Annotated in this window: 27 protein-coding genes; 24 read left to right on the forward strand and 3 right to left on the reverse strand. The window is 62.5% G+C overall.

Features of this window, described 5'->3' with window-relative positions:
* Positions 1–113 precede the first annotated feature (113 nt).
* The 21 genes from HV773_RS34190 (at position 114) to HV773_RS34290 (ending at position 19,555) form a co-directional block, all read left to right on the forward strand.
* Positions 114–770 carry a hypothetical protein gene (locus tag HV773_RS34190; protein WP_175198257.1) on the forward strand — a complete coding sequence of 219 codons (657 nt, stop codon included), beginning with the start codon at positions 114–116 and terminating at the stop codon, positions 768–770.
* A 9-nt stretch (positions 771–779) separates the two neighbouring features.
* Entirely contained in the window at positions 780–1,244 is a 465-nt protein-coding gene (locus HV773_RS34195) for a hypothetical protein (protein WP_175198258.1), read from the forward strand.
* Positions 1,245–1,496: 252 nt separating this feature from the next.
* Positions 1,497–1,721, forward strand: a complete 225-nt coding sequence (locus tag HV773_RS34200; RefSeq protein WP_246282595.1) for a DUF3717 domain-containing protein — start codon at positions 1,497–1,499, stop codon at positions 1,719–1,721.
* Between the two features lie 123 nt (positions 1,722–1,844).
* Positions 1,845–2,870, forward strand: coding sequence for an ATP-binding protein (locus HV773_RS34205; RefSeq protein WP_175198260.1), 1,026 nt, complete (start codon positions 1,845–1,847; stop codon positions 2,868–2,870).
* 23 nt (positions 2,871–2,893) lie between these two features.
* On the forward strand, positions 2,894–3,118 hold the full coding sequence (locus HV773_RS34210) for a hypothetical protein (protein ID WP_175198261.1): 225 nt from the start codon (positions 2,894–2,896) through the stop codon (positions 3,116–3,118).
* A 142-nt stretch (positions 3,119–3,260) separates the two neighbouring features.
* Positions 3,261–4,175, forward strand: coding sequence for a hypothetical protein (locus HV773_RS34215; RefSeq protein ID WP_175198262.1), 915 nt, complete (start codon positions 3,261–3,263; stop codon positions 4,173–4,175).
* Positions 4,176–4,182: 7 nt separating this feature from the next.
* A complete protein-coding gene (locus tag HV773_RS34220; RefSeq protein WP_175198263.1) occupies positions 4,183–5,376 on the forward strand; it encodes a vWA domain-containing protein in 1,194 nt (397 codons plus the stop codon).
* Positions 5,377–5,640: 264 nt separating this feature from the next.
* The gene (locus HV773_RS34225) at positions 5,641–6,687 is read left to right on the forward strand and encodes a TadA family conjugal transfer-associated ATPase (protein WP_175198264.1); all 1,047 of its coding nucleotides are present in this window, start codon (positions 5,641–5,643) and stop codon (positions 6,685–6,687) included.
* A 20-nt stretch (positions 6,688–6,707) separates the two neighbouring features.
* On the forward strand, positions 6,708–7,094 hold the full coding sequence (locus HV773_RS34230; RefSeq protein WP_175198265.1) for a TrbC/VirB2 family protein: 387 nt from the start codon (positions 6,708–6,710) through the stop codon (positions 7,092–7,094).
* The gene (locus HV773_RS34235; protein ID WP_246282598.1) at positions 7,081–7,413 is read left to right on the forward strand and encodes a VirB3 family type IV secretion system protein; all 333 of its coding nucleotides are present in this window, start codon (positions 7,081–7,083) and stop codon (positions 7,411–7,413) included. The genes HV773_RS34230 and HV773_RS34235 overlap by 14 nt, the downstream gene beginning before the upstream one ends.
* Entirely contained in the window at positions 7,407–9,881 is a 2,475-nt protein-coding gene (locus HV773_RS34240; RefSeq protein ID WP_175198266.1) for a VirB4 family type IV secretion system protein, read from the forward strand. Before HV773_RS34235 ends, HV773_RS34240 begins: the two co-directional genes overlap by 7 nt.
* A 12-nt stretch (positions 9,882–9,893) precedes the next feature.
* Complete coding sequence (locus tag HV773_RS34245) at positions 9,894–10,643, forward strand: DUF4141 domain-containing protein (RefSeq protein ID WP_175198267.1); 750 nt, start codon at positions 9,894–9,896, stop codon at positions 10,641–10,643.
* Between the two features lie 8 nt (positions 10,644–10,651).
* Positions 10,652–11,695 carry a type IV secretion system protein gene (locus HV773_RS34250; RefSeq protein ID WP_175198268.1) on the forward strand — a complete coding sequence of 348 codons (1,044 nt, stop codon included), beginning with the start codon at positions 10,652–10,654 and terminating at the stop codon, positions 11,693–11,695.
* Positions 11,696–11,718: 23 nt separating this feature from the next.
* Positions 11,719–13,107: a TraI domain-containing protein gene (locus HV773_RS34255; protein WP_175198269.1), complete on the forward strand. Its 1,389-nt coding sequence runs from the start codon at positions 11,719–11,721 to the stop codon at positions 13,105–13,107.
* Complete coding sequence (gene traD, locus HV773_RS34260; RefSeq protein ID WP_175198270.1) at positions 13,104–14,984, forward strand: conjugative transfer system coupling protein TraD; 1,881 nt, start codon at positions 13,104–13,106, stop codon at positions 14,982–14,984. The genes HV773_RS34255 and traD overlap by 4 nt, the downstream gene beginning before the upstream one ends.
* A gap of 20 nt (positions 14,985–15,004) precedes the next feature.
* Positions 15,005–15,514, forward strand: coding sequence for a hypothetical protein (locus tag HV773_RS34265; RefSeq protein WP_246282602.1), 510 nt, complete (start codon positions 15,005–15,007; stop codon positions 15,512–15,514).
* A complete protein-coding gene (locus HV773_RS34270; RefSeq protein WP_175198272.1) occupies positions 15,471–15,731 on the forward strand; it encodes a hypothetical protein in 261 nt (86 codons plus the stop codon). The genes HV773_RS34265 and HV773_RS34270 overlap by 44 nt, the downstream gene beginning before the upstream one ends.
* Positions 15,724–16,323 (forward strand): IncC plasmid conjugative DNA transfer DtrJ family protein, encoded by a 600-nt coding sequence (locus HV773_RS34275; protein WP_175198273.1) that lies wholly within the window; start codon positions 15,724–15,726, stop codon positions 16,321–16,323. The genes HV773_RS34270 and HV773_RS34275 overlap by 8 nt, the downstream gene beginning before the upstream one ends.
* 231 nt (positions 16,324–16,554) lie before the next feature.
* On the forward strand, positions 16,555–17,439 hold the full coding sequence (locus tag HV773_RS34280) for an ATPase (protein ID WP_175198274.1): 885 nt from the start codon (positions 16,555–16,557) through the stop codon (positions 17,437–17,439).
* Positions 17,440–17,449: 10 nt separating this feature from the next.
* A complete protein-coding gene (locus HV773_RS34285; RefSeq protein WP_175198275.1) occupies positions 17,450–19,162 on the forward strand; it encodes an ATP-dependent helicase in 1,713 nt (570 codons plus the stop codon).
* A 33-nt stretch (positions 19,163–19,195) separates the two neighbouring features.
* Positions 19,196–19,555, forward strand: coding sequence for a hypothetical protein (locus HV773_RS34290; protein ID WP_175198276.1), 360 nt, complete (start codon positions 19,196–19,198; stop codon positions 19,553–19,555).
* A gap of 87 nt (positions 19,556–19,642) precedes the next feature.
* On the opposite strand, the gene HV773_RS34295 is transcribed toward HV773_RS34290, so the two are convergent.
* The 3 genes from HV773_RS34295 to HV773_RS34305 form a co-directional block, all read right to left on the reverse strand.
* Positions 19,643–20,056, reverse strand: coding sequence for a bactofilin family protein (locus tag HV773_RS34295; RefSeq protein WP_175198277.1), 414 nt, complete (start codon positions 20,054–20,056; stop codon positions 19,643–19,645).
* Between the two features lie 14 nt (positions 20,057–20,070).
* Positions 20,071–20,844, reverse strand: coding sequence for a hypothetical protein (locus tag HV773_RS34300; RefSeq protein ID WP_175198278.1), 774 nt, complete (start codon positions 20,842–20,844; stop codon positions 20,071–20,073).
* An 81-nt stretch (positions 20,845–20,925) separates the two neighbouring features.
* Positions 20,926–21,543, reverse strand: coding sequence for an AcaB family transcriptional regulator (locus HV773_RS34305; RefSeq protein ID WP_175198279.1), 618 nt, complete (start codon positions 21,541–21,543; stop codon positions 20,926–20,928).
* A gap of 541 nt (positions 21,544–22,084) precedes the next feature.
* On the opposite strand from HV773_RS34305, the gene HV773_RS34310 reads away from it, so the two are divergent.
* From HV773_RS34310 to ybiA, 3 genes are all read left to right on the forward strand, one after another.
* Positions 22,085–22,459 carry a DUF7696 family protein gene (locus HV773_RS34310; protein WP_246282603.1) on the forward strand — a complete coding sequence of 125 codons (375 nt, stop codon included), beginning with the start codon at positions 22,085–22,087 and terminating at the stop codon, positions 22,457–22,459.
* Complete coding sequence (locus HV773_RS34315; RefSeq protein ID WP_175198280.1) at positions 22,456–23,781, forward strand: recombination directionality factor; 1,326 nt, start codon at positions 22,456–22,458, stop codon at positions 23,779–23,781. Before HV773_RS34310 ends, HV773_RS34315 begins: the two co-directional genes overlap by 4 nt.
* A 160-nt stretch (positions 23,782–23,941) precedes the next feature.
* A complete protein-coding gene (gene ybiA / locus HV773_RS34320) occupies positions 23,942–24,421 on the forward strand; it encodes a riboflavin biosynthesis intermediates N-glycosidase (protein WP_175198281.1) in 480 nt (159 codons plus the stop codon).
* Positions 24,422–24,501 lie beyond the last annotated feature (80 nt).

The raw sequence follows: 24,501 nt of genomic DNA on the forward strand, positions 1-24,501 counted from the left end.
CCTACTCATCAAGCCGATGACATCGCCGCACTTCTACCGCATCGATGGGTGCCTGCCGCCGCCTGATTGACGGCAATTTAGGCTGAGGGGTGCCTTTGCCGGGCGCTTACCCTTTGGCCAATCGCGTTCGCGAACTGGTTGCCGCTAGCATCTGCAGGCGTGCAGTCGAATACGCCGACAAGGAGCTGAAGGCCGGTCGCATCAGCCAGCGCATGCACCGGCACCGATGCAACATCGCACGCCTCGATCAGGGGCGTCATACCTTCGAGTATGGCAACCGGATGGCGCGCGCCCTCGCAGAACGCAACGTGGAGGCGCTGCTCAAGGTGCTGGACACTTCCGACGAACACAACCGCGCCAGCAAGACGGCGTTCGAGGAAGTGCTCGGCGTGAAGCTGCTACGTCTGCGCCCCGCCGCTCGTCGTCGCGCAGTGTTCCTGCTGTGCGGCCACAACGAGATGCAGCAGGCGCAGTGGGAAGCGCAGGCGGCGCAGCGCAAGGCCGAGACGGAAGCCAAACGCGATCTGGAGGACGCCCGGAAGGCAGCCACACAGGCTCGTTACAAGGGCCCGGACGACGCTGCGATGTCAGGCGTTGAGCATGTCGATCGCGCGATCCGTGAGGGCTACTCGACGATCCGTAGCTATCGCCGCGGTGCGTCTATCAGGTACGTCCTCGCACGCGGGGAGGAGCGCACGGCGCGCCGGCTCAGTGCGAAAGATGGCACGCTCGACTATGCGCGCGCGGTTCTCGGCACCTTGGCATCATAGGAGGCAGACATGCGATTCGAACGTGAACCGCGAGCGGAAGGCTATAACTGGACCGCCCGCAAGGAAGCACTTTTCCTGCGCCGGGAGGCGCGTGAGGCAGAGAAAATCGCGCGGGACTATCCGCTGTTCGTGGGGCAGTTTCAGCCGCGACCAACGCTGCCAGTGGATGATGAGCGCAAACGTCGCGAGCGCATGCTGCTGGAAAGCGAGCAGCGGTGGCGAGATCTGCAGGCGCGTTTCTGGCGGCAGGCGCGTCACGCGTATTTTGCGTGTGTGCCTGAGATGCGCGCGGCGATCATCGTCGAATGGAACCAGTGGAGTGGTCCCGCGAGGCCGCTGTACTTCACCTATATCGTCGAGAAGCACAACGGCGTGGGCGAAGAGCGAACCCGTCGACTTCGTGAGAGCGAGGCGGCCATGCTTGCCCGTATCCGGGAGCGCGAAAAATCTCAGGCAACGTTGTTGATGGCCTGAACCCTTGAACGAACCGGCGCGTATGCGCCGGTTTTTTTTTCGTCCCCACACACCGGACCACGCCTGAAAGCTACCGCAAATTGCCGAGCATTGCGCGGTCGCGCACGCGTGCGCACGCCTAAACTGGCTTCTGTTACCCGCGTCCATGACGCATCGAACCGCCGGCCCGTCCGGCAATTCAACCCGCCTGGAAGGGACCCCGTCCCGGTTCTGGCGCGGCGTCTCCCGGGCTTCCCCAAAAAGGAAATGCCCATGAACCAGCAACCTGTCGCCGTGACGATCGCGCAGCTCGAATGCGCGATCAATCACTGGCGCGACCGTCGCCCGGCAGCCGATGAGGATAAACCGGTGCTTTGCGCGGAAGCTCGCGTACTGGCAGACGTCTACGGCCTTCTGATCTATAGCGGCGCCCCGAGCGTAGAGTATTCGACGCTTAACGCCATGCAGCGTGACGCCCTCGCGGCCGTCCTGCGCTAACCGCCTCTTCGCGCCAACGGCGCATCGTTCGCCGCTAATGCGGCAATCCACTACACCCTGTCGGGACAACGCTCCCGATAGGGGTGTTGCTCGCACAGGGTTTTCTTCTTCAAGGAAACTCTCATGCAAGTCAACGCTTCCCAGCTCAACGCACTGCTCACCGCCTACGTTCCGAAGCGCCTTCCGGTGCTGATCACGGGCCGCCCGGGCATTGGCAAGAGCGATATCGTGGCCCAGGTCGCCGACACGGTCGACCACGATCTGATGATCAGTCATCCGGTCGTCGAAGACCCGACTGATTCGAAGGGCCTGCCGTTCGCGGCGGCCGATGGCATGTCCGCACGCTTCCTGCCGTTTGGCGATCTGGAGCGCGCGCTGCAGCCTCGCAAGCGTCCGTTGATCTGGTTTCTCGATGATCTCGGACAGGCCTCGCCTGCGGTGCAGGCCGCGAAGATGCAGCTGCTGCTCGCCCGTCGCATTGGCGAGCACAAGTTGCCCGATAACGTCACGTTCCTCGCGGCGACCAATCGCCGTAACGACAACGCCGGCGTGAGCGGCATTCTCGACCCGTTGATCTCGCGCTTTGCCACCGTGGTGGAGCTCGAAGCGACGATCGAGGAATGGACCGCATGGGCCGTCGCGAACGACATAGCGCCGGAACTCATCGCGTTCCTGCGTTTCCGCCCGGATCTGCTGTCGGTCCAGAAGACGTCACGCGACATCGAAGCGACGCCGAGCCCCCGGAGCTGGGGCTTCGTCGCCAGAACGATGGGCGTGGTGCCGAAGGACCTGGAGCTGATCTCCCACGCCGGTTCGGTGGGCGAGGGCGCGGCAACCGAGCTTCTGGCGTTTGTCCAGATCTACCGGCAGTTGCCGTCGCCGGCAGCGATCCTCGCCACGCCTGATGTTGCTCCGATTCCGGACGCACCGTCGGCGCTCTATGCGATCAGCGCGGCGCTGGCGATGTACGCGAACGAAGGCAATTTCGAGCGTGTCGTCACCTACACCGAGCGTTTGATCGGCGCAGGTCTGAGCGAGTTCGCCGCGTTGCTGGTCACGGACGCGTTGCGCAAGACGCCCGACATCGCGAACACGCATGCGTTCATCAAGGCGCAAGGCGGTGCGATCGGCAAACTGATTCACGGCTAGCCGGATGCGTTGAGGAGAGCACCATGTTCCACAACGCGCGTCGCGCCCAGTTCTATCGTCTTGTTTCCGAGACGTATGTATTGAGCGAGTCTCAACTGCTTCGCATCGTCCGTGCAAAGGGCGTCTGGTCGGCCCGGTATTGCGCGGCTGCGCTACGTCACCTGCATCGTCTCGCCCCCCTTGATGTCACCCAGGGGCGGCCGTTCGCGCAAGCGCGACGGCTCGCGCGGCGCCATTACGGCGTTTGATCCGCTTCGCTGTCTGTACCGAGGGGCGTTGCATCGCCCCATTCCCACTTCTTCGTTGTTCCGGACCGCGTCCTTTACGCGGTCCGCGTCGCTGTTCCCTTTCCCGATTCATTCCTTTTCATATTCTTTCTGGAGTCTCTCCATGAACATCACCGATATCCAATCGCGCGTCATGCTTTGCTCGGTCACCATCTCGTCGTGGGTCGCACGACGCTTTGACGAGAAGGTCACCGAGGAGGTCGAGACCCGTCACGACACGAAGGGCATCGGCCGATTCAACAAGCGCCTGCTGCCCGAAAACGCCCCCAGCTTCAAGGAGGTCGTGTCGCTTGGCGGACGTATCCGTCGCTACTTCTATGACCACACGCTGGAGTACAACCAGCTTTCGGTGCGTCTGCTGCCAACCAGTATCTACATGGAGTTCTCGGCGCAGATGCGAAAGATGAAGGACGAGTTCGACCTCGCCGTGCAGGTCTTCCTGACCGACTACCTGGACCTCAAGGAACAGGCACGTCAGGAAATGAATGGCCTGTTCAACGAGGCGGACTACCCGACGCTCGCGCAGCTTGGCGAGAAGTTCGGTGTGCGCATGGCGGTCCTGCCGTTCCCGGACGCCAGCCAGTTCGGTGTCGATCTGCCCGAGGACGTGCTGACGAGCCTGCGCTCGGAGATTGACCAGCACGTCATGCGCTCGATTGACCACGCGAATCAGGACATCGTTCACCGTCTCTACGATGCCGTGTCCGCGATGGCCAACCGGCTGTATGCGGCGGGTGGTGTGCGCATCGATGTGGCTGACAACGTGCGCGAGCTGTGTGGACTGCTGCCGAAGCTGAATTTCAGCAACGACCCGCAGTTGAACCACATCCTCGAACAGGCAAACCGTCACCTCGCCGTGCACACCGGGGTCGACCTGAAGGAATCCGAGGTGCTTCGCTCCCAGGTGGCCGCCAAGGCAACCGAGATCGAGGAGCTGATGGAGGCCTTCATGGGCGGCAAGCCGCAGGTTGCGATGCCCAAGCCTGGCCAGGCACCGCAACTGCGCATCGCTGCGTGAGGTGAGCATGGATCCCCGTATCTCGAAACAGCGTTCCGCGCTCGTGATGGACCAGCCGTTCTTTGGCGCGCTGGCACTGCGTCTGAAGGTGATCGAAGATGCGGCATGCAAGACGTTCTGGGTGGACGGGGAGTCGCTGGGTTACAACCCGGCGTATCTCGACACCCTGAACGATCTGGAATGCCGCGGCGTGCTCGCGCACGAAATCCTGCACGTTGCCAACGGGCACTGCTTCCGGCAGGGGCCGCGTGACGCTGACCGGTGGAACGACGCGTGTGACTACGCAATCAATCCGATCGTGAAGCAGGCCGGGATGGTCCTGCCAAAGGGGCACCTCGACGACGCGCGCTTTCATGGCAAGTCGGCTGAGGAGATTTACGCGGTCCTCACGCAGGAGGCGAGGCAAAAGGAGAAGGAGAAGTCTGGCGGCAAACCCGGTGCTCAAGCGCCGGGCGGCCAGCAGGCTCCCGCGAACGGCGCGAACACACCGTCAGCGGCTCCCGAGCCCGATGCACCGTCCTCCTGCGGCGAGGTCCGCCCCTATCCGGGGCCGGACAAGCCCGTGAAGGAAGCCGAGTGGAAGGTGGCCACGCTTCAGGCCGCGAAAGCGGCAAAGATGCGTGGCAAGCTTCCCGGTGGCATGCAGTCGATGGTGGAAGCGGCAGCAGAGCCGTCGGTGGACTGGCGTGCGATCCTGATGCGCTTCGCGCAGCAGGTGACCAACGACGACTACAGCTTCGCGATGCCCAACCGCCGTTACCTGCATCTCGGGTTCTACCTGCCATCGTTGCATTCGCCGGCAGTCGGTGACGCGGTGTTCGTACGTGACAGCAGCGGCTCGGTATTCGATGAGACGCAGGCGCAGTTCGCGGCCGAGATCATCCACGTGGCCGAAGTCGTGCGCCCCGCGCGGCTCATCGTGATGGACTGCGATACGCGCGTCACGCAGGTGCAGGTCTTTGAGCGGGGTGACCCGATCGAGCTTGCGCCCGTGAAGGGCGGGGGCGGCACGGCGTTCACGGATCCGTTCCGTCGTCTGGAGGAGGAGGGCATCAATCCGGCTTTCCTCGTCTATCTGACGGACATGGACGGCAGCTTTCCCGGCGTGCCGCCGTCGTATCCGGTGCTGTGGGCGTCGACGACGCCCCTTCGTCGGGCGCGTCAGGCACCTTTCGGCGAAATGGTGGAGGTGATCATCTGACCACCCAGTCTTTTGCAACCGCCCGGCTCGATTGAGCCGGGCTTTTTTTTCCATACGTGGCTACCCGGACCAACCAAACCCTTCAAGACCGCCGAAAAGCTTCACAAAAACTGCACCATTCCGGGTTTAAGCGTTTAGGCGCCTAAACGCGATCGAGGCGGATACCAGCCTGCGTATCTGGCGCGCAGGCCTCAGGAAAATGCTGCCGAATATCACTACCCTTTTGCCCGGTCAGCGTATCGGGCGGCCCGGAACAATACCAGCATGTCCGATGCCGCCGAAAACCCACTGCTCAAGTTCAACCGCCTCGAAGAGAGCGCGGTCAAGATGTTCTTCGCGTCGCTCGCGCCGTTGCGTGAGTTTCTCGACGCGCCGGACATCGCGGAAGTGATGGTCAACAACCCGAAAGACGTCTGGATCGAGCGTCGCGGGGTGCTCACGCGCGTGCCCCTCGAACTGAACCCTTCGACGCTCTCCGGTGCGATTCACTCGCTCGCCTCGTCCGTTGAAAAGTCGGCGAAGGCCGGCACGGCCCAGGGGATTCTGAACGCGGGCCACGGCAACCTGCGTATCGCTGCTGTCATGCGTCCTACCGCGATTGACGGCGACGCATTGAGCATCCGGAAGCACCGTGACAAGCACCTCTCGCTCAACGACTACGTGCAGGCCGGTGCATTTTCGCGCGCTCGCGCGCGGGAAGACCTGGACGTCGAATTCTTCCGTCCCGGCATCGAGAACGACGAACTGCGTCAGGCGTTACGCGAAATCGTTCGCGGGAAGAAGAACATCCTCGTGGCCGGCGGCACCTCGTCGGGGAAAACAACACTGCTCAATGCAATGGGCGCCGAGATACCCGACGAGGATCGCGTGATCACCATCGAGGACACGATGGAACTGAAGCTGCCCGTGCCAAACAAGCTGCGGCTTCTCTCGAACACCGACACAGGGGTTTCGACCCAGATGCTCGTGGCGCTGTGCCTGCGCTTTCGGCCCGACCGAATCCTCGTAGGCGAAGTCCGCGCTGGTGAGGCCTACGACTTCATCCAGGCACTCAACACCGGCCATGACGGCGGACTGGGCTCGATTCACTCAAGCGATGCGCGCGGCGGCCTGCGCCGTCTTGAGAGTCTCGCGATGCTTGGCGTGCCCTCCGGCACGCGCTGGGACATCTCCGACCTTCGCCAGAACATCGCCAGCTGCTTCAACTATGTCGTGCACCTGAAGCGCACGGGCGAGATGCGCCACCTCTCCGAAATCCTCGAAGTCCGGGGCTATGACAACGGGGACTACATCCTCAAACGCGTTTTCTAAACCACTGGAGTGGACCAACGATGAAGCAGTACCTCGCATCTTTCCTTCAACATGCCACGCGCCGAGCGCGTTCGGCGTGCTCGCGCCTGTTCAGCCGTCGCGAACTGCGCACAACGATGATTGCGGCTGCGCTTAGCGCGATTGCTCCGGTGGCATCCGCCACGTCAACCGACCTCAGCGATCTCGGTCCAGCAACGGACGCCATCTGCCTGATCTCGAACTACATCAGTGGTCCATGGCTCTTTTGTATCGGTCTCGTGGTCATGATCATCGCCTTCATCGCGATCGCGAACTCGGAAAGCACGCTCGGCAAGGTGCTCGGCAGCGTGTTCGTAGGTGTCGGTCTTGCGGCTTGTGCGATTCCGGTGCTCAAGGACCACTTCAAGATTTCCTATGTCTGCACGTAACCGGGTCAAGGTCAGCCGCGGGCTGTCCCTGCCTCGCCAGATTGGCGGGGCGGACCGGTTGCTCGCGCAGGCCAATGCGTTCATCACGCTGCTGCTCTGCTACGCGTGCGGGTTTGATCTCGTGAGCTCGATCGGTTTCATCGGCCTCGGCATGGGGATGCACTTCTTCCTGCGCTGGATGAGTTCGCGCGACCCATGGTGGCGTCTGGTGATGCTCGTCTACAACCGTTACCCGGACGTTCATGAGCCCACGCCGGGCGGGAAGTGGTCCGCGCGCTTCCGGCGCCCCTACGGTTTCGATCAGGATCTGTCATGCTGAAGCCAGGAAAGCGGCGTGCCCTCGCACGCCGGCCCATACAGGAAATCGCCCCCTGGGCGACCATGGTCACGCCGGACCTGGTTCTGGACAAGGACGGGTCCCTGCTGACGTCGTTCACGTTCGATGGCGTCGACGCTGATACGCCGAACAAAAGCGACATCACCGCGGCACGCAACAACCTCGATAACGCCTGCAAGAATTTCGACCATCGTGTTACGGCGTGGTGGCGGCTTTCGCACCGCAGGGTGAAGGGCGCGATCGACGGCGAGTTCGCGTCACCGCTGGATACACGGCTGGACGCGATCAACCGGCAGAACATCGGCAGCGGGAAGTACTTTCGCAACACGCACTCGTTGTCGCTTGCCTTCACGCCCGAGACCGGCTTCAACAAGTTCTTCGAGAAGGTCGGCTACCACCTGAAAGTCGGCGGCAAGTCCATGCCACTCGCTGTCTTCGAGGCGATCCGGGACCAGGTGCTCACGCGCAACGCGTTCGCCTTTGACATTGATCAGTTGACTGCCGACATTCGCCGCTTCGAGGGTTTGCTCGATGCGTTTCGTGGCAGCATGGGTCGGCTCAAGATGAAACGGCTGGAACTGCAGATCGCTCTTGCGCACCTGCACCAGACAGCCAATCCCTCCGTGCCACCGCGGCGCGTGCGCTATCCGGTCACGATGCTCGACACGCACCTGACCGAATCGTTTGTCACGTATGGTGCCGAGCATCTCCTGTTCGAATCGGCGCATGGCAAGCGATTTGCCAAGATCATCGCGGTGAAAGAGTGGCTTGGCTTCCAGGAAGCCGCGCTCGACGTGCTCTGCGACGTGGACGCGGAACTCGACATCTGCGTGATGTACCGGTTCCTGAGCACAAGCCGCGCGGAAGCGTTCATCAAGTCCGTGCGCAAGTTTTTCAAGGCGGCGGCAATTAACCCGTGGGCGATCCTGAAGCAGTTCTTCGCCAAGGAAGAGCAGCAGAACGACAAGGGGCGCGAGACGCTGGCCGACGAAGCTGAAGATGCGCTCAAGAAACTGACCGCCGAGGGGGCGCAATACGGGTTCGCGAACATTTCCGTCCTTGTCTACGGTGACACGGTCGAGGAGTGCGACCAGGCGACCTCCGACGTCGTCGGGCGACTGAGCAATGCGGGCTTCGGGCTCGTTCTGGAAAAGGACAACCTCGGTGCGGCCTGGGCGTCGACGCTTCCAGGCCGCTGGGACCAGCAAAAGCGGTTGCAGTTCGTCGAAACGGCTGCCGTCTCGGATGTGGCGCCCGTGCGCGGTGTACCGGAGGGGCCTGAGGTCAACGAATGGCTCACGCAGCAGTTCGGCCGCAAGACCGGCGCAACGACGATCCTGCCCACGCGTCACCGGACCCTGCAGCGCGTCGTCCTTCATCACCCGGGCGGACGCTCGCATCTGCTGGTCGTGGGCCCGAACGGCGCGGGCAAGACCATGCTGCTGAACTTCCTGCTTTCCCAGATGGCGCGGCACGACGCGCGGCGCATCCGCTTCGACAAGGAACGCTCGACCCGGATCCCGACGGTCCTTTCGGGCGGACGGTTCATCGACGTGACAGGACGCTACGAGGCGGCAACGCCGATCAACCCCTTGTCGCTGCTCTCGGACGAACGTCATTACGCGTATGTCGCGACGTGGGTCCAGATGGCGATCGAAGATGATGCTTTCAAATGCACGCCGACGCAGGAGCGCGAGATCTTCGAGCGTGTCGCGATGCTCGCAACGGGCTACGGCCACGAGTACTGGACCCTGTCGTTCCTCACCACGCTGCTGTCGGCCGAGTTGCGTGAACGGCTGCGTATCTGGACGAAGGGCGAAAAGAACGGGAACTTCTTCGACCACGTCGAAGACGCCTTCTCGCTCTCGGACAACCTCTCGATCGAGTGCGGGGACCTGTTCCAGAACAACCCGGAAGCCGCGCTCCTCTTTACCGACTACGCGTTCTACCGGATCTCGCAGTGGCTGGACGGCAAGCGCTTCACGGTCATCGAGGTCGAGGAATGCGGTTTCTTCTTCCTGTACCCGCGCTTTTATGCGCGACTCGAACTGTGGGCAGTAACGATCCGGCGCCTGAACGGCACGCTCGCGCTCGCCACACAGTCGCTCAAGCAGCTTGAGCGGGTCGCGAACTTCGAGGTGCTCAAGGAGCAGTTGCAGAACATCTTCTATCTGGCCAACCCCGACGCGCGAAGCAACATGAAGCTGTACGGCGACGTGTTCGGTCTGAGCGAAGGACAGATCGACATGATCGTCAATGCGATTCCGAATCGCGATTACCTGTGGGTGACGCCCACGCAGACCCGCATGCTGCAGGCGAGCTTCGACAAGGAAACGCTCGCCGCTTTGCGCGCAGATGGCCGCGCGCAAAGCGTGCTCGACCGGCACTTCACATCCGGTGACGACAACTGGGCCGACAACTACATGCGCGAAATGCTTCTCTCTGATTGAGGAACCCAAGCAATGAAAAAGACCCTGTTTCGTGCCGTGGTCACTACGGCAACACTTCTGTGCATCTCCTCGGCGGCACGCGCCCAGCTCGTCGTGTTCGACCCAACCAACTTTGCACAGAACGTGATCACGGCTGCCAAGGCGGTGAAGGGCGAGATCTACCAGGACACCAACATCGCCTACCAGTACCAGATGATGGCGAACCAGCTGCTGCAGGCCACCAACCTGAATCCGACCGCGATGAAGGCGCAGTACGACCAGATCACCGGCGACATCTCGAAAGTCTCGAGCCTGACGTCCACGCTTACCGAGCTATACGGGAGCCTGCAGCAGGGCTCGTCCTACATCACCCACGTGCAGAACCTCATTTCGACGTCCGGCAAGTCGCCGACCCAATGGATGTCGGACATGAGCGAGTTGTACAAGCAGGGCGATGCGACGGCGACCAACCTCTTCCAGATGGGCAATAACGTGATGCAGCACACGCAGACGCTCGCACAGCGCCGTTCCGACCTGCAGTCGCAGCTCTCGCTCACGCCGACCCAACAGGCGACGGCCGAACTCACAACGCACTACCTGGATATCGTCAGTAGCCAGAACTCCGACATGCTTCAGATGATGGCCGCCAAAACGCAGAACGACGCCCAGCAGCAGGCATCGACCAACGCCGCGTCGAAGGACCGGTTGTCGGCCGCGCAGTCCTTCACGGCTCAGCAGGCCGCCGAGCGCGCAGCATTTGACGCACTCCCCGACGGAAATTGAGGGGCAAGATGCGCTTTCGACAGTTCTGGGCTAGCCTCGCACTCGTGAGCCTCGGGCTTCTTGCATCATCCGCGTGGGCTGACGACTCCCCGGCGCTTGGGCAACAGATCACCGAGTCAACCGGCACAACGGTCACGCAATCGTCGTCGGGCAACGACACCTTTGGTTCGACGATGAACAAGGGCGAGATCGCTGCGGGCGCAACCAAGGCGGCGGCAAAAGCAGCATCCCTCTTTGCGGCAGCGATTCCGGCTGCGGTCACCGTCAGCCAGAGTATCAAGAGCGAGGCCGACAAGTTTGCCGCGGGCCTGGGCGTTATTACGCTGGTGCTGACGTTCATCCGGTATTCCGCCACCCGGGATCCCGTGTCTGCATGGGTGACGGTATTCGAGGAGATCGGGACGCTCGGCATCTTCGCGTCGATCTACGTGAGCTACCAGACCTTCGCACCGGGCTTTTACAACTGGTTCCAGACGCTTGCGAACATGATCCAGTCGGGCGCAGGGCAGGGTGTTTCGTCGTCCATGGCGGCTGCCGGCGGCGCAGTGATGGAGGCCGTGGTCAAGGCGTACAACGGCACGTCGTGGACCAACTATGTCGCCCTCACGATTTCGATGTTCCCGCTGCTTCTCGCCTACATCGTTCTGGTGATCACGAGCATCGTTTTCGCCTTCATGAACAACCTCGGGCTCATCCAGGCCGCTGTCGGGATTGTGATGGGCCAGATCGCGGTCGCGCTTGGATTTTCGTCGTACACGCGGGGCTACTTCAAGTCCTGGCTTGACTACATGGTTAGCGCGGGCATGTACTGCGTGGTTTCAGCGATCCTGCTCAAACTCGTTGCGACGTCGCTCAACAGTGCGATCGATGAAGCAACGTCCATGGGCCTTTCGACGGCCGAAGGCGCGTCATACGTCTTTGATCTTTCTCTCTTCGTCTTCCTGCTTTCGTTCGAAATTCCCAAGATGGCGGGGATGTTCGGCGGCGGTGCCAACGCATCGGGCTCGATGATGAAGAAGGCAGCCAGCGTTGCGACGGGAGGCATCCTGTGAGCGGCACAGCCCTCCATCAACCAATGGATGCCCCAACGCTGCTCGCCGCGCACGATCGCCGTGTCGCGCTTATCAGGCAGGCCGCCAACGAGGCAAGCGACGGCGACTACCGTTTGCGCTGGGGCGACCTGCTCGCGCGTTGTGCTGCATGGTTTTCGAGCCTGCCGTATTCGCCGGCACTCTATCGTGAACCGGGCGGGGCGTTCCGCTGCACCGTGGAAACGGCGTTTTACGCGATGCGGCTTGCCAGTGGACAGAAGTTCGGGACGAACCTTTCGTCGGAAAAGCGGCGGCACGTCGAACCGCAGTACAACCATGCGGTCTTCCTGGCGGCGGTCTGCTCGGGGCTCGATGAACCCTACCGGCACTTCGTTGTGCTTCGAAGCCGTGACGGTGCTGAATGGAATCCGGCCGGGCACGGCGCACTTGGACCGTGGCTCGCCGGTGACACCTATTCGGTTCAGCGCAGGCCGACGCCGCTGCCGATCGAGCGCATGCGCACCGCGCTCTTTGCGCAGAATCTCATTGGCCACGAACTGCTGGCATGGTACGAGGCGGAAGTGCTCGCGCAGCTCTTCGGGGCGATCAATCCGACGGTCGCGGCGCCGACTGGGGAATCGCTCGTGCACAAGGTCGTGCGCCAGGCCGTAGCGGTCGCCGCAGACTTTGACAAGAAGGCTCAACACGCGGTCTTCGAGGCGGTTCAGTACCCGGTGCCACCCGCCATCAACGTGGCAGCTGCCGTTCAGCCCGTCGTCACGCCCACGCCGGCGGCAACGCCAACCGCCGGGCCTGTACCAGCGGCACCAGTGCCACCCAGTGCGCCCGCTGCTCCGGCACCCAAGACAAGCGCACAACCGGTAGCGGAGGAGTCCAGCGCAGGCGTCAACACTGACGCGAAAGCGCCGACCGCTGGCGTTCCCGGGCCCACTGCAGGCGTCACCGTCGACGCAACGCCATCGCCTGTGCCTTCAGGCGAGACTGGCGAGCCGTCGCGATCAGCAGCCGTGTCGCCAGCACCCCGCGCGAAAGACGACTCACAGCTCGGCCTGCCGTTTTCTGGCGAGAAGCAGCCGCGGGCGTCCGTCGATCCGGCCGCCATTCGTCCAGCTGGACGTCCGGCCCCGGCGGCCGCGCCAGCGGGCTTCGATGAGGTGCTCGAAGGCCAGCCGAACATGATCCGGGAGTTCTTCCGTGCGCTAAGGGAGGACGTCGCAGCAGACAAGGCAAAGGTCAACTGGACCGATAAGGGGCTCGCGGTGTCAAAGCGTCTCGTTGGCAGCTATGGCGTGGCAAGTGACACGCTCGTTGAATATCTTCGCAAGCGCGGACTGCTTGTCGCAAACGTGCAGGCGGAAATCGTGCTCGCGCCGCGCGCCGGTGAACTGATCCTCGAACGGGGCGCAGAATGAACGCGACCACGAGTTACATCAACCATTTCCGGCCGATCTACGAGTTCCGCGCGACGATCTTCTGGCTCGCCGCGTTCGTGGTCCTTCCGTTCACTGGTATGCCGTACGGCTGGGCCTTCGGACTCGTCGCGCTGCTGCCCTTGCTGGTTCGCGGGCGGCAGGTGTGGAAGGCTCTCCGGTTTCGAATGGCGATTTCGACCAAGTGGCTGACAACGCTGCCGGTGCCCCGTTTGATGGCCGTCCAGAAAGCGATGCGCGACGAAAGCAACTCGATGTACCTCGGCACCGGATTCGAGTGGACGCAGAAGCATTGCCAGATCGCCCACGACATCCTGCGCATGCCGACCAGCGATATTCCAGGCCTGCCGAAGTGGCTGGGGAAGACCCGGCGTGGGCGCGAGATCGAGGCCGCGATCGAACGGCTCTTTGTCCCGGCCGACAGCATTCGCGACCGTGAGCCACAAGGGGTGTCGTGGATCCACGGCATGGAGCCCGACAAGGTCCGCGTGCCGTTTCACTACAAGGCGATGAGTGCGCACACCGCCGTCGGCGGCACCACCGGTTCGGGCAAAACCCGGACATACGAGGTCATCTCGACGCAGGTCATCCACTGCGGGGACGTGCTGATCGTCATTGACCCGAAGAACGACAAGGACTGGAAAGCGCGTGTCGAGCGTGAATGCGCGCGCATGGGTCGCAAGTTCCTGTACTTCAGCCAGGCGAAGCCCTCGGAGTCGATCCGCCTGAACCCGCTCGAAAACTGGTCACAGCCGTCCGAGATCCCGGGACGCGTCGCGCAGCTGATGGAGGAGGGACCATTCCGCGATTTCGCGTTCCTCTTCATCGACCGCGCGGTGAAGGGCGAACTGTATGTGGGCGACAAGCCGAACCTGCGCTCAATCCTGAAGTACGCACAGGCCGGTGTCGCAAAGCTTCTGGAGCGCAGCCTCGAACGCTTCTTCCGCGATGCGGGACTCGTGAACTGGGAGGAACTCGTCGCCACAACAAAAACGCAGATCGGCGGCAAACCCGGCAGCGTATCGAGCGTTGATGCGATGGTGTTGCTCTACAACGAACGATACGCGCACGAGGACCATGGGCACGAGGCAATCGACGGGCTCATCGCCACACACATGCACGATCGCGACCACTACACGCGGGTGATTGCCTCGGTGATGCCGTTGCTTCAGATGCTGGCCACCGGTGAGACGGGTCTCATGCTCGCGCCGAAGGTCGAGGACTTCGAGGACGAACGCGAGATCTGGGACATCGACCGAATCATCAAGCAGAAAGCCGTGCTCTACATGGGCTTCGACTCGCTCTCGAACAGCATCGTGCAGAAGGCAATCGCCTCGCTGGTACTCGCCGATGTGGCGGCCGTGTGCGGCGCCATCTACAACTTCTACAAGACCAACCCTGATGTCGTTCTGATCATCGACGAGGTGGCCGAGGCCATCAACGAACAGGTGATACAGATCCTGAACAAGGGGCGCGGCGCGGGCTTCAAGGCGTTCGTCGCATTCCAGACCCGCTCGGACCTGGAGGCCAAACTCGGAAACGCCGCGAAGATGCTGCAGGTTTTGGGCAATCTCAACAACCAGGTCATTCTAAGATTGGAAGACAGCGATACGGCACAGTGGTTCTCGGACAAGGTCGGCGAGACAGCGATCCGCAACCTCCAGATCTCCGGATCCACGAGCCGTGGCAGTGAAGGCCACATCGGCGAATTCAACGGTGGCATCACGCGTTCGCTGCAACTGGAAAAGGCACCGCTCATCCCGACTGCGCTCATCCAGCGGCTGCCCAACCTGCAGTACTTCATGCGCATCTCGGGTGGCGCTGTGTATCAGGGCCGTATTCCAATTCTGCAAAGCTAAATATAAAAGTGACTTCCACCGTGTTCAAGAAAATCATTCGCGACTACAAGCTCTCGGGCCATCTCGTGCCGGTGTTCACACTCGCACCCGAACTGGAGCTCGCGTGCTCGCGTCTGGCCGACTTCATCGGCGAGCGGTTCATGGGCGAGAGCGAACCGCTCATGCGCGAAATGCTCGAGGACGGACTGGCTGCGTACAAGCGCGTGCGCAAGACCGGCGAGCCGCACGTTGCATTCATGCAGGGGCTCTTTAGCCGCTCGCACCTTCTGTACGCCCGTCGCTACGTGGCGCGCCAGGGCGATCGCCTTCACATCTGGTCGCCGATGTTTGAACCTGTGACTGTGTTCGAGGCGCGCTTTCCGGATTGCACCACCGAGATGGTCGACGAGGCGTGCCCGGAACGCATCACGCACAAGACCGCCGCTTTCCAGCTTGCGGCGCGCGCGCTCACCGGCGAGGGCTTCCGTCTCTACTTCGAGGACTACGATGTCGCTCACAGCTACCCTGATAGCGCTGCTGTCGGGACTTGACCCGGCCGACGCGCAGCGCGCGCTCACGACGGCTGCGGCGCAGGATGACCCTGCTGCGCCCGCGCCGCGTGAGTTCGCGCGCGGGCGAGGCGCCCGGGCGTACGGCCTTGCCCTTGTGATCGTGCGAAATCCGGCCCGTTTCTGGTTTGGTGTTGCGGGCCTGATCGCGTTCCCGGCCTACCTCATTTTCCGTGTTGGAGCGTGGCTCTATGGCTAGCAGCAGGTTCGTCCGGCATGTGAAATGGTGGTTCTTCGTTGTGCCACTGCTCGCAAGCGTCCTACTCCCAATCATCCCGGACGATGGCCTCTTCGCGATCAGTGACGCCGAATCGCAGTCGGCAGTTCAGGCGCTCGGTGACGAGCGTGCAGAGACTTCCGTCGACAAGACGAACGTGTTGTTTCGCCGACTTTTCGTGACCACCGGCGCGGTCGCGGCGACACTGAGGGGCGGCGGCGACGGATTCGACGCGGATGGCACACGAGACTTCGCGCGGGGCTGGGCGCGGCACTTCTGGATGCAGACCTATCGTGCGCTTTACCGCGCGGTGGTGATGAAAGCGTGGCTCGCTGGAACGATTGTGCTGTGTATGGCCGCGTGGGTGGACGGCACGATGCGGCGGCGGATCCGCGCGGCCGCTGCGGGATTTGCCAGCCCGCTTTCCTTCCATCTGGCAATGCACGGCGTGCTTGTCGTACTGGGCTGCGCGTTTGTCGTGCTTGTCCTGCCGGTGTCGCTCATCGCGCAGTGGTGGACGATCCTCGCGATCTTCCTTCCGCTGTTGCTCTGGATCGTTAGTTCTTCCGCCTGAAGCGTCAGTCTTCCCCTCCCTGTTCCCGAAAAGCTCACGAAAAACGTGAGCTTTTTGCGTTTAAGCGTTTAGGCGCCTAAACGAGACCACTTCGTCGCTGGCGCGCGCGCGACTGCGGCCGGAAAGCCACGTTATTTCCACGCGTTTTGCCCGCGAGCATCACGCCGTCCCCGGAACAATAAGCAGATGCCGCGCGCTGGTGCGCGTGCAACTTTCACAGGGATCGAAACCATGAGCACCAACAACGCAGACACTGTTCTCGTCGACGAAGCGGCAACGGACGAAGGCACTCCTCTCGCGACGACGCAGGTTCCCGGCAGCCAGGTGGCCGAAGCGTCAATCGCAGCCAGCGTCCCCGGCGTGACGGATGGCGCAGACGACGGTGAGCTGGAGAACGAGCTCCAGCAAATGGAGAGCGACGCGACCACGCTGCAGCGCGAAGGCATGATCACCGAGTCGGAAGCCGACGACAAGCGTGAGCAGGTCGAGCGCACGCGCCGTCTCTTTCGTGACCTGCCCCCCGCCGAGCGCGCCGCGATTGTCCGCCGTCGACGCGAGATCGGACGTCAGTTGCTGGACAAGCAACTCTCGGGTGCTGCGATCGTGCCTGCGGCGGTGCGCCTGAACCATACTCGCCTGCGGCCCCTTTTCGAGCAATGGTGGCCGTATCTGAACCGGATGAGCCTGAACATCCAGCGCTTCGGCAATTCGACCTTCGGCGAGCGCGACAAGGAAACCGTGGACACCTGGTTTGAAAAGCAGGTGAAGGCGCTTGAGGCATATGTGGACGAGCAGCTTCAGGTAGCTGATGGCTTCCGCGAACGCACCGAGCGCGAAATGACTCAGCGCGGCGACATCGTCTTCCGTCCCGCGGTCACCAAGCCCTCGCTGGAGATCACGGTGGAGGCCTACTCGCGTTTCTCCATGCGCGTTCTCTCGGTCATCACGCGCTTTGACCGGGTGATGGACAACTTCGATTTTCTGGTCTGGAACGGCGTACGCGACCAGTCCGACATTGATGAGGAAACCGGACGGTTTCTTCGCAAGTTCCATCCGGTTGGCGTACGCGGGTACATGACCCACCTGCGCCTGATGACCACGGTTCGCGGCCTCTGAGTATTGAACCATGCTCGACGGTCTGAACCCCCGGCAGCTCGAAGTCGCGCAGGCACAGCGGCATTGCCTGGCTGTGGCGTGCCCCGGCGCTGGCAAGACGAAAACGATCGCGTCCAAGGCGGCCTCGCTGCTGGCTGCGCCCGGCAGCCGCGTCGGGGCCGTGACCTTCAGCAAGGACGCGGCAAAGGAGTTGCGCGATCGCATCCTCACCCTCGCTGGCGCGGGAGCCAGGGCGCGGCTGATCGCGGGCACGTTTCACTCGTTGGGATTCCGGCAGATCGGGCGACCGGGTGGCAAGCGCCGCGACATCGCGTCGGATGGCGACCGCATCGGCCTGCTGATGCGCGTACTTGCCGAGACGGGGCTGAACTGGAAGGTGGAGGAAGCGGTGCCCGTCATCGAGCAGATCAAGACGGGCATCACGCACGCAATCGAGGGCTCCCCCGAGGCGATCCTGTATGAAGCCTACGAGGACGCGCTCGCGCGCAACGGCAAGATCGATTTCCAGGACATGCTGCGTCTCGCGATCGCGGGCATGGAATCCGGGGACATTGAACCTTACGCGTTCACCGATCTGCTGGTTGATGAGTTTCAGGACACCGACCCGCTGCAGTACCGTTGGGTAGAACTGCACGCGGCCGCGGGCGCGCGCGTCACGGTGGTGGGCGACGATGACCAGAGCATCTACGGGTTTCGCGCAGCGATGGGGTTTCACGGCATGGAGGGCTTCGCCACGAAGTTCGACGCACAGCGCGTCGTGCTCGGGAGCAACTACCGCTGCCGCTCCGAGATTCTCGCGGCGGCCGACCGTCTCATCCAGCACAACACCGACCGGATTGCGAAGGTGCTGCATGCGGAAAAGGGCGCCGGCGGCATCGTCGTGGCGCGGCGGTTCAACGACGAATACGAGGACGCAGCGGCCGCCGTCGAGGCGCTGAAACCGTTACTGGCCACCGGCCAGTCCTGTGCCATCCTCTCCCGCACGAACCGCGTGCTGGACCCGATTGAATCGGTGTGTCGCTCGTATGGCGTGAAGTACTACCGCGCCTCGGGACGCTCGGTACTCGACCAGCCGGAGGGCGCACTCTTGTGCAACCTGCTGCAGATCGTGCAGCGTGTGAAGCTAAACGGACTGGACGCGGTGCTGGGCTACGCCGGTATGAGCACGCGTGACCTCACGGCGTTGCACAACGCGATGGGCGCGACGCTCGTGCAGAAGCAGAAGAAGGATCTGGTGGCGCTCGGCCTGAACGAAGAGACGGCAACCGCCTACCGCGGCTTCATGAAGCGGCTTACCGAATGGCAGGGGCTGTGCGAGCGGCAGTTCTGGTCGCTGGCGCTCGAGGGCGTGCGTGAATGGATGATGCTGTATGTGCGAAAGGAAGCGGCGGAGCGCGCGATCGTCGCGACCTACGACGTGATTTCACGTCTGAATGGCTCGTTCAGCGAGCGCATCGAATTCCTGAAACGCGCCAACAATGAGCCCGCTCCCGATGCGCTGGTGCTCACAACGATGCACAGTTCGAAAGGCCTAGAGTGGGACCACGTCTGGATCACCCGATCGGAAGAGAACGTGGTGCCGGACCAGAAAAGCCCTGAGCCGGAGGAGCGACGATTGTTCTATGTCGCGATGACGCGCGCGCGCGAAACCCTCACCATCACCTCGATCCGCAAGAACCCGCCCACGCGCTTCATCCACGAATCCCAGGTGCCCGAAGTGTGAACTCAAAAGCTCGGTTCAACAAAGGAGTGAGTCGTGACGGAAGCGGCGCCAGAGTGGTTTGCAGCGTGGTTCAAATCGAAGTTCCAGATGCCGGTGCCGGAAGCGTTCGGCGACTATCTCTCCAAGCATCCCAACGGCCTCTGGTCGCAAGCCGGTTCGCTATGGAAAGCTGACGATATTATCGACGCGACAGAAGAGCGCGATCTGCAGGACAAAGGCGTCTGCATGATCGGCACGACCGCGTTCGAAGCGATCTTTCTGCTTCGCGCTCGCGACGGCCGCGTGTTCGCTGTGGACAAGTTCGACTACTCTCAAGTTGACGCCTGGTTTTCTGGTCTCGACTCCTGCATTTGCCTGCTGGATTTTGAGGAGGTGCCGGCAAGGCAGGGTTGACGATTCAGCGACGCTGTAGCTGATACTCCCAGAAACGAAACGGGCCGCATCGTGCGGCCCCGAAGAATCAACTGCACTCCGGCTTTCTCAGGCTGAACTGGTTGCACGTGCAAGATGCTGTACGTTCGACGGCTCCTGCACTGATGCGGGGCCTTCTATTGTGAGCTCGCGCGCAACGCGCTTGAGCTGGCCCTCGAGGGACGCGCGCTCGCCAAGCCTGATGGTCCCGCAATAGAAAATGTTGCCCCTCACCCGGCCGTTGATTTCAAGGGAACCGCGTGCGCGCAGATCGCCCTCGACGGTGCCGTCGACGCGCACGTGCTCGCCCTCGACTTGACCTTTCACCAGACCGCCCACCCCAACGTGCAGCAGCCCTTCGTTACTGATCACGTTTCCGTCGACGATCCCAAAAAGACTGACGCCATGATCGAGAATGAAATTGCCCTCGATAGTAGAACCGGGCGCGAGCAGCGTGACGTTGAGCGTGTTTTGCGTTTTCATGGTTCCGGGGTCCTTCAGAAAAGTTGTACGTCGCCGTTTCGCTGCGCCGGCGCGGCGGCGGGCTTCGCGGATTCATTGTTCGCCGCTTGCTCCGTTCGCGTCGGCGACACGTGGGCATGTGTCAGGTGTCGCACGACGGGCCGTGGTGCCGGTTGATCCTCCTTCGACTGCGAGGGAGCGGCAGCGGCAGTCGTGACGGGTGCTGGCTTCGCGGCCGCCGGAGCGCTTTCCTGCGGTTGCGGTGCCTGCGTGACATGCTGACGCGGCGGGGAGGTGAGCGCCTTCTGCTCGTCCGGCGCGGCCGCCGGGTTCGCGGAACCCGGCGCTGCAGTTTCGCGAGATTGCGCCGTCTGGCGCAACGCCGCGGCGGAATCCACGGCGGCGCTCCAGTTCGCGCCGCCACTGCCCGTAAGCAGATCCTGCGATCTCAGGGCTGGGGGCGACGCGACCGGTGAGGAAGCTTCGGGCGAACTATTCGCATGCATTGCGCGCGTGCCCTGCACGTCGTGTGAAACGGCACGATCGCTGTGCATCAACGGCAACAGGCGGGCCGCGCTCATGCCCAGAGCGCCGCAGACGGCAGCGCCACCCGCAACCATCAGTGCGGCGCGCCCAAGACGCCAACGCGCTTTCCACGCCCTGCGTACTGCTGACGTACTGCCAGCAGGTTCGTGCGCGATCAGGCGCGGCGCCGGCAGGGCCTTGACCTGATTTTCCAGGTCGATAACAAAATGCTCGCGGGCATAGCGCGCATGCAGCGCCTGAACCTCGCGAAGGTCGATTTCCATGGACGTTCTCCTCACTGGGGTACTGTCGAGCGTAGCCGTCCGGCTGAGAAGTCAAGCCGGGCAAAACCGCGGTTGGGTGAGCTATTTGTGATCGCGGCGGGCGCCGTCGAAGTCGTACTCTTCGTTGTCGGGAATGCACACCTGGACGATGTGCTTGAGCTTCTTCTCGGCGTTCGTGAGCGTGGCCGTGCAACGCTCCTGGCTCAGCAGGTGGGAAACGTGGGCCGACCATGCGCGGGCAAACAGGCGCTCATACTGCGTCAGGCAGCGGACAAGCTGGCCAGCAAGCGGGCGCTTGACCTCAAGCTCAATCGTTTCGTAGCGTCGGGGAATCTGGCGAGCGCCGAGTTGCTCGGTCCACACGATCGCCTTCGTGAACCACTCGCTCGTCTCGCGGATCGCCTGGTCGAGGGCGCGAAGCTTGCCATCGCGCGCGACAGAGATCTTCGAGGCACAGAAGTTGTAGTCCGAGCGCAGGAAGGTCCGCACGAAGATCGAGCTGTATTTCAGCGTCGTCGCCTGGGCGGAATCCGGGATGATCTTCTCGTAGCGTGTATCGCTCGTCAGGCGCTCGATGGGTTTGAGCCCGGTGCCTGAAGGAACAGCGGTGAGTGGGGCGGGTGCGTCGGGCGCCCCGCCCTGTGCCGCGTTGCCGGGTCTGTCTTCCGGTTGCGGCGCAGTTTCAAGAACGGCGGCCATGAGGTTATTCGGGTGTGGTCTCTCTCACCTGTCATTGTGTTCCCGATTCGTCTGCAGATTTCCGGCAAAAGCTGCACGATATTGGCCACCATTCCGGGCTCACGTTCCCGTTTTTTTGGCGATACTGACTCCATTGCTCGCGTCTCCTGACGCATCGACCTCGACTCCGTAGCCCGGAGTCCATCTACTGCCTCAAGTCGTGCCTTTTCGGCATGCTCCGACCAGCTGGCTACTGGTGTGGAATATCTCTCGTGCTGAGCGGCTCGCCACCTGCTCCCCTCTCGTCAGTCGTAATACTCGTCGCCGGCCGCATTCATTTGCGCCGCGACATCGTTCGAGCCCGGATATTCGGGTGTCTCTCTCCAGGCCCATCTGGGTAGAACGATCGAAGTGGACTGACCCGTGAACCTGCGGCGAAAACTCACGTTTTCGGAAAAGGGCTGTTCGCGCGACGTGACCATGTCGCGCCGGGAACGACCTAACGTTCCCTGTTATGAGCCTTGCGGCTCCCTGTGCGCCACGTCCCCGAAGGGGACGTGGCGTGCGGGTCATCCTCATCAGAATCCAGAACGCGTTCCTCTTGCCAGGGGAGCGCGTTTTTTTTCGTCCTTTGCTTCTTCATTCCCTGTTCGGAGGCGCTCCCATGCTTCTTCCCAATTGTCTTGACCAGCGCATTGCCGACGCGATCAGCAGCACGATCGAAAGCGAACGCGCCAGTACCGACACCACGACGGGCGCCTGGCGCGCGCGCTGTGAGGTCGCCCAGATCGCGATGCTCGCCGACAGCGAGCGCCGCGTTTTCCTGTCCCACATCGCCACGCGCCGCGGAGAGGCGGCGGCATCGAACCTGGAGCAGTCGGCCGGCGAGATGCGCACCTCGGCGATCTTCTTTCTTGCAAGGAAACAACCCTCATGAACGCAGTTATTCCGCTTGGCGCTGCGCCCGTGCGCAGCATCGTCGAGGAGCGTGCACCTCGCGCCCCCGTCATCGGCCGGATCCGTCCCGGCATCAAGGTCCTGACGTCAGCCGCCCGGCAAAATGAGCAGGCAGTCAGGCTCTACGAGCAGCTTGTTGCCGCCGGCGAATCGTTTGAGAAGATCGGCGACGAGATCGAGCGACGCTGCAAGATCAGAAACGCGCTCGCTCCGCGAAATGTCCCGTACTTCACCTGTCGCCGCGCCGATTTCACCAACCCCGACGTCGCAGATGAAATCCTGCGTCTCTACGGCGAGGATCGCGGTGACGGTCTGAAGCTCTATCGCTTCCCCGTTGTCTTCGCCTTCAACGACTGGATGGCCAACATCCCGAACGAGATGGCGACGTGGGGCACGACCGGACGCAAGTTCTTCTCCGAGTACGGTGTCGACGGCACGCGCTTCTGCAAGCAGTACGCGAAGCCCGAGCGCGACGCGCGGGCCCAGCGCGCACAGCGCAACTTCGGTCCACGCTCGATCATCCTGCGCGAAGACAACGCCATCCCCGATGGTGTGTGCAATCCGCAGGGGTGTCCGCAGTATCAGGCGCGGCAGTGCAACCTCTCAGCACGCTTTATCTTTGCGATCCCCGAAATCAAGGGACTCGGCCTCATGGAGTTGCCGACGAACTCGATCTATGTGCTGCAGAAGGCGTATTCGGCGATGCAGACCGTGGCGCTCGCGCGCGGCAAGCTGACCGGCACGCGCTTCTGGATTTCAAAGCGCGAATTCGAGATCACGCGGATCAATGAGCAGGGCGAACCGGTGCGCCAGATGCAGATGCTTACCGTCCTTGACGCTGACATCGACATCAGTGCGTTGCTCGACGGCGCGGAGGATCAACCGCCCGCGCTGGCAGCGGCGTCCGAAGCTGCAACGTTGCTCGAAGGTGCGACCAACGTGTATCCGTTGACGGCGGCCACAGAACCAGCAGGTGCCCCGAACGATGGTCCGCTCGAAGGCATGGCGCTCGTACCCGAGACAGGAGAAGGCTCTGGTGGCCAAACCGGCGAATTCCACGAAGCGGAAACGCTTGAGGAAAAGCGCGAGCGCATGACGGACCTGCTCAGTCGTCTCGGACTGAGCGCAGAGGACCGGCAGCCTAACTTCCGGGTCTTCGCGCATGCCACGTACGGCCGCGGCTGGGCACAACGTCCCGCCGACGTCGACGGCATGAACGCTCGCCTCGAGGCTGCACTTGAGAATCGCGACGCACTTGATCGCGAGATCGAGACTGCGGTTCGGGAAGCAAAACCCAACTGACGACAGCCAGCCCTTCGAGGGGCTGGCTGCCTTTCTCATGTGACCGGATGGAGAGTGTTTCAGCAAGCTGGCTTGCTAAAACGCTTTCGACCGCGCACAACAGCGCATCGAAACAGCCCGCAATCGCGGCCATCCTCTTGTGTCCGTATGGAGTCGTCCGATGCACAGAATCGGCAATTTCACCGCGTTTTTTGGCGCGGACGATGCGTTCAGCAACTGGCATCGGTGCCGCTTTGAGTACCGAGGCCAACAGTTCACTTCGGTCGAGCAGTTCATGATGTTCGCCAAGGCGAAGCTTTTCGATGATGAAGCGTCTGCCACGGCGGTGCTCTCTACAAACGATCCGCGCGACCAGAAGGCGCTCGGCCGAAAGGTCACCGGCTTCGACGCCACGCTCTGGGAAGCCAGGCGCGAATCCATCGTCTTCGTTGGCTGCCGGGAGAAGTTCGGGCAGAACCCGGGCCTGCGCTCGGTGCTGCTGGCGTCCGCGCCAACTGTTCTGGTCGAAGCGAGCCCCTGGGATCGCATCTGGGGCGTTGGACTGCGCGAGCGCGACCCGCTGATCGCAGACCCGTCGAAATGGCGTGGCCTGAACCTGCTTGGCACGACACTGATGCGGGTTCGCGACGCGCTGGCCTGACCCACCATTTCCTCGCCGCACTGCGGCGTTCATCCCATCGAGGCTGCCTTCCGGCGGCCATTTTTCGTTTACGGAGGTGC

The organism is Paraburkholderia caffeinitolerans, assembly GCF_902859945.1.
GTDB lineage: Bacteria > Pseudomonadota > Gammaproteobacteria > Burkholderiales > Burkholderiaceae > Paraburkholderia > Paraburkholderia caffeinitolerans.

What these genes read in the sequence shown, in the direction of transcription:
- HV773_RS34195 (WP_175198258.1), top strand. Translation starts at nt 780, where the DNA reads ATGCGATTCGAACGTGAACCGCGAGCGGAAGGCTATAACTGGACCGCC.
- HV773_RS34200 (WP_246282595.1), top strand. Translation starts at nt 1,497, where the DNA reads ATGAACCAGCAACCTGTCGCCGTGACGATCGCGCAGCTCGAATGCGCG.
- HV773_RS34205 (WP_175198260.1), top strand. Translation starts at nt 1,845, where the DNA reads ATGCAAGTCAACGCTTCCCAGCTCAACGCACTGCTCACCGCCTACGTT.
- HV773_RS34210 (WP_175198261.1), top strand. Translation starts at nt 2,894, where the DNA reads ATGTTCCACAACGCGCGTCGCGCCCAGTTCTATCGTCTTGTTTCCGAG.
- HV773_RS34215 (WP_175198262.1), top strand. Translation starts at nt 3,261, where the DNA reads ATGAACATCACCGATATCCAATCGCGCGTCATGCTTTGCTCGGTCACC.
- HV773_RS34220 (WP_175198263.1), top strand. Translation starts at nt 4,183, where the DNA reads ATGGATCCCCGTATCTCGAAACAGCGTTCCGCGCTCGTGATGGACCAG.
- HV773_RS34225 (WP_175198264.1), top strand. Translation starts at nt 5,641, where the DNA reads ATGTCCGATGCCGCCGAAAACCCACTGCTCAAGTTCAACCGCCTCGAA.
- HV773_RS34230 (WP_175198265.1), top strand. Translation starts at nt 6,708, where the DNA reads ATGAAGCAGTACCTCGCATCTTTCCTTCAACATGCCACGCGCCGAGCG.
- HV773_RS34235 (WP_246282598.1), top strand. Translation starts at nt 7,081, where the DNA reads ATGTCTGCACGTAACCGGGTCAAGGTCAGCCGCGGGCTGTCCCTGCCT.
- HV773_RS34240 (WP_175198266.1), top strand. Translation starts at nt 7,407, where the DNA reads ATGCTGAAGCCAGGAAAGCGGCGTGCCCTCGCACGCCGGCCCATACAG.
- HV773_RS34245 (WP_175198267.1), top strand. Translation starts at nt 9,894, where the DNA reads ATGAAAAAGACCCTGTTTCGTGCCGTGGTCACTACGGCAACACTTCTG.
- HV773_RS34250 (WP_175198268.1), top strand. Translation starts at nt 10,652, where the DNA reads ATGCGCTTTCGACAGTTCTGGGCTAGCCTCGCACTCGTGAGCCTCGGG.
- HV773_RS34255 (WP_175198269.1), top strand. Translation starts at nt 11,719, where the DNA reads ATGGATGCCCCAACGCTGCTCGCCGCGCACGATCGCCGTGTCGCGCTT.
- traD (WP_175198270.1), top strand. Translation starts at nt 13,104, where the DNA reads ATGAACGCGACCACGAGTTACATCAACCATTTCCGGCCGATCTACGAG.
- HV773_RS34270 (WP_175198272.1), top strand. Translation starts at nt 15,471, where the DNA reads ATGTCGCTCACAGCTACCCTGATAGCGCTGCTGTCGGGACTTGACCCG.
- HV773_RS34275 (WP_175198273.1), top strand. Translation starts at nt 15,724, where the DNA reads ATGGCTAGCAGCAGGTTCGTCCGGCATGTGAAATGGTGGTTCTTCGTT.
- HV773_RS34280 (WP_175198274.1), top strand. Translation starts at nt 16,555, where the DNA reads ATGAGCACCAACAACGCAGACACTGTTCTCGTCGACGAAGCGGCAACG.
- HV773_RS34285 (WP_175198275.1), top strand. Translation starts at nt 17,450, where the DNA reads ATGCTCGACGGTCTGAACCCCCGGCAGCTCGAAGTCGCGCAGGCACAG.
- HV773_RS34295 (WP_175198277.1), bottom strand. Translation starts at nt 20,056, where the DNA reads ATGAAAACGCAAAACACGCTCAACGTCACGCTGCTCGCGCCCGGTTCT.
- HV773_RS34300 (WP_175198278.1), bottom strand. Translation starts at nt 20,844, where the DNA reads ATGGAAATCGACCTTCGCGAGGTTCAGGCGCTGCATGCGCGCTATGCC.
- HV773_RS34305 (WP_175198279.1), bottom strand. Translation starts at nt 21,543, where the DNA reads ATGGCCGCCGTTCTTGAAACTGCGCCGCAACCGGAAGACAGACCCGGC.
- HV773_RS34315 (WP_175198280.1), top strand. Translation starts at nt 22,456, where the DNA reads ATGAACGCAGTTATTCCGCTTGGCGCTGCGCCCGTGCGCAGCATCGTC.
- ybiA (WP_175198281.1), top strand. Translation starts at nt 23,942, where the DNA reads ATGCACAGAATCGGCAATTTCACCGCGTTTTTTGGCGCGGACGATGCG.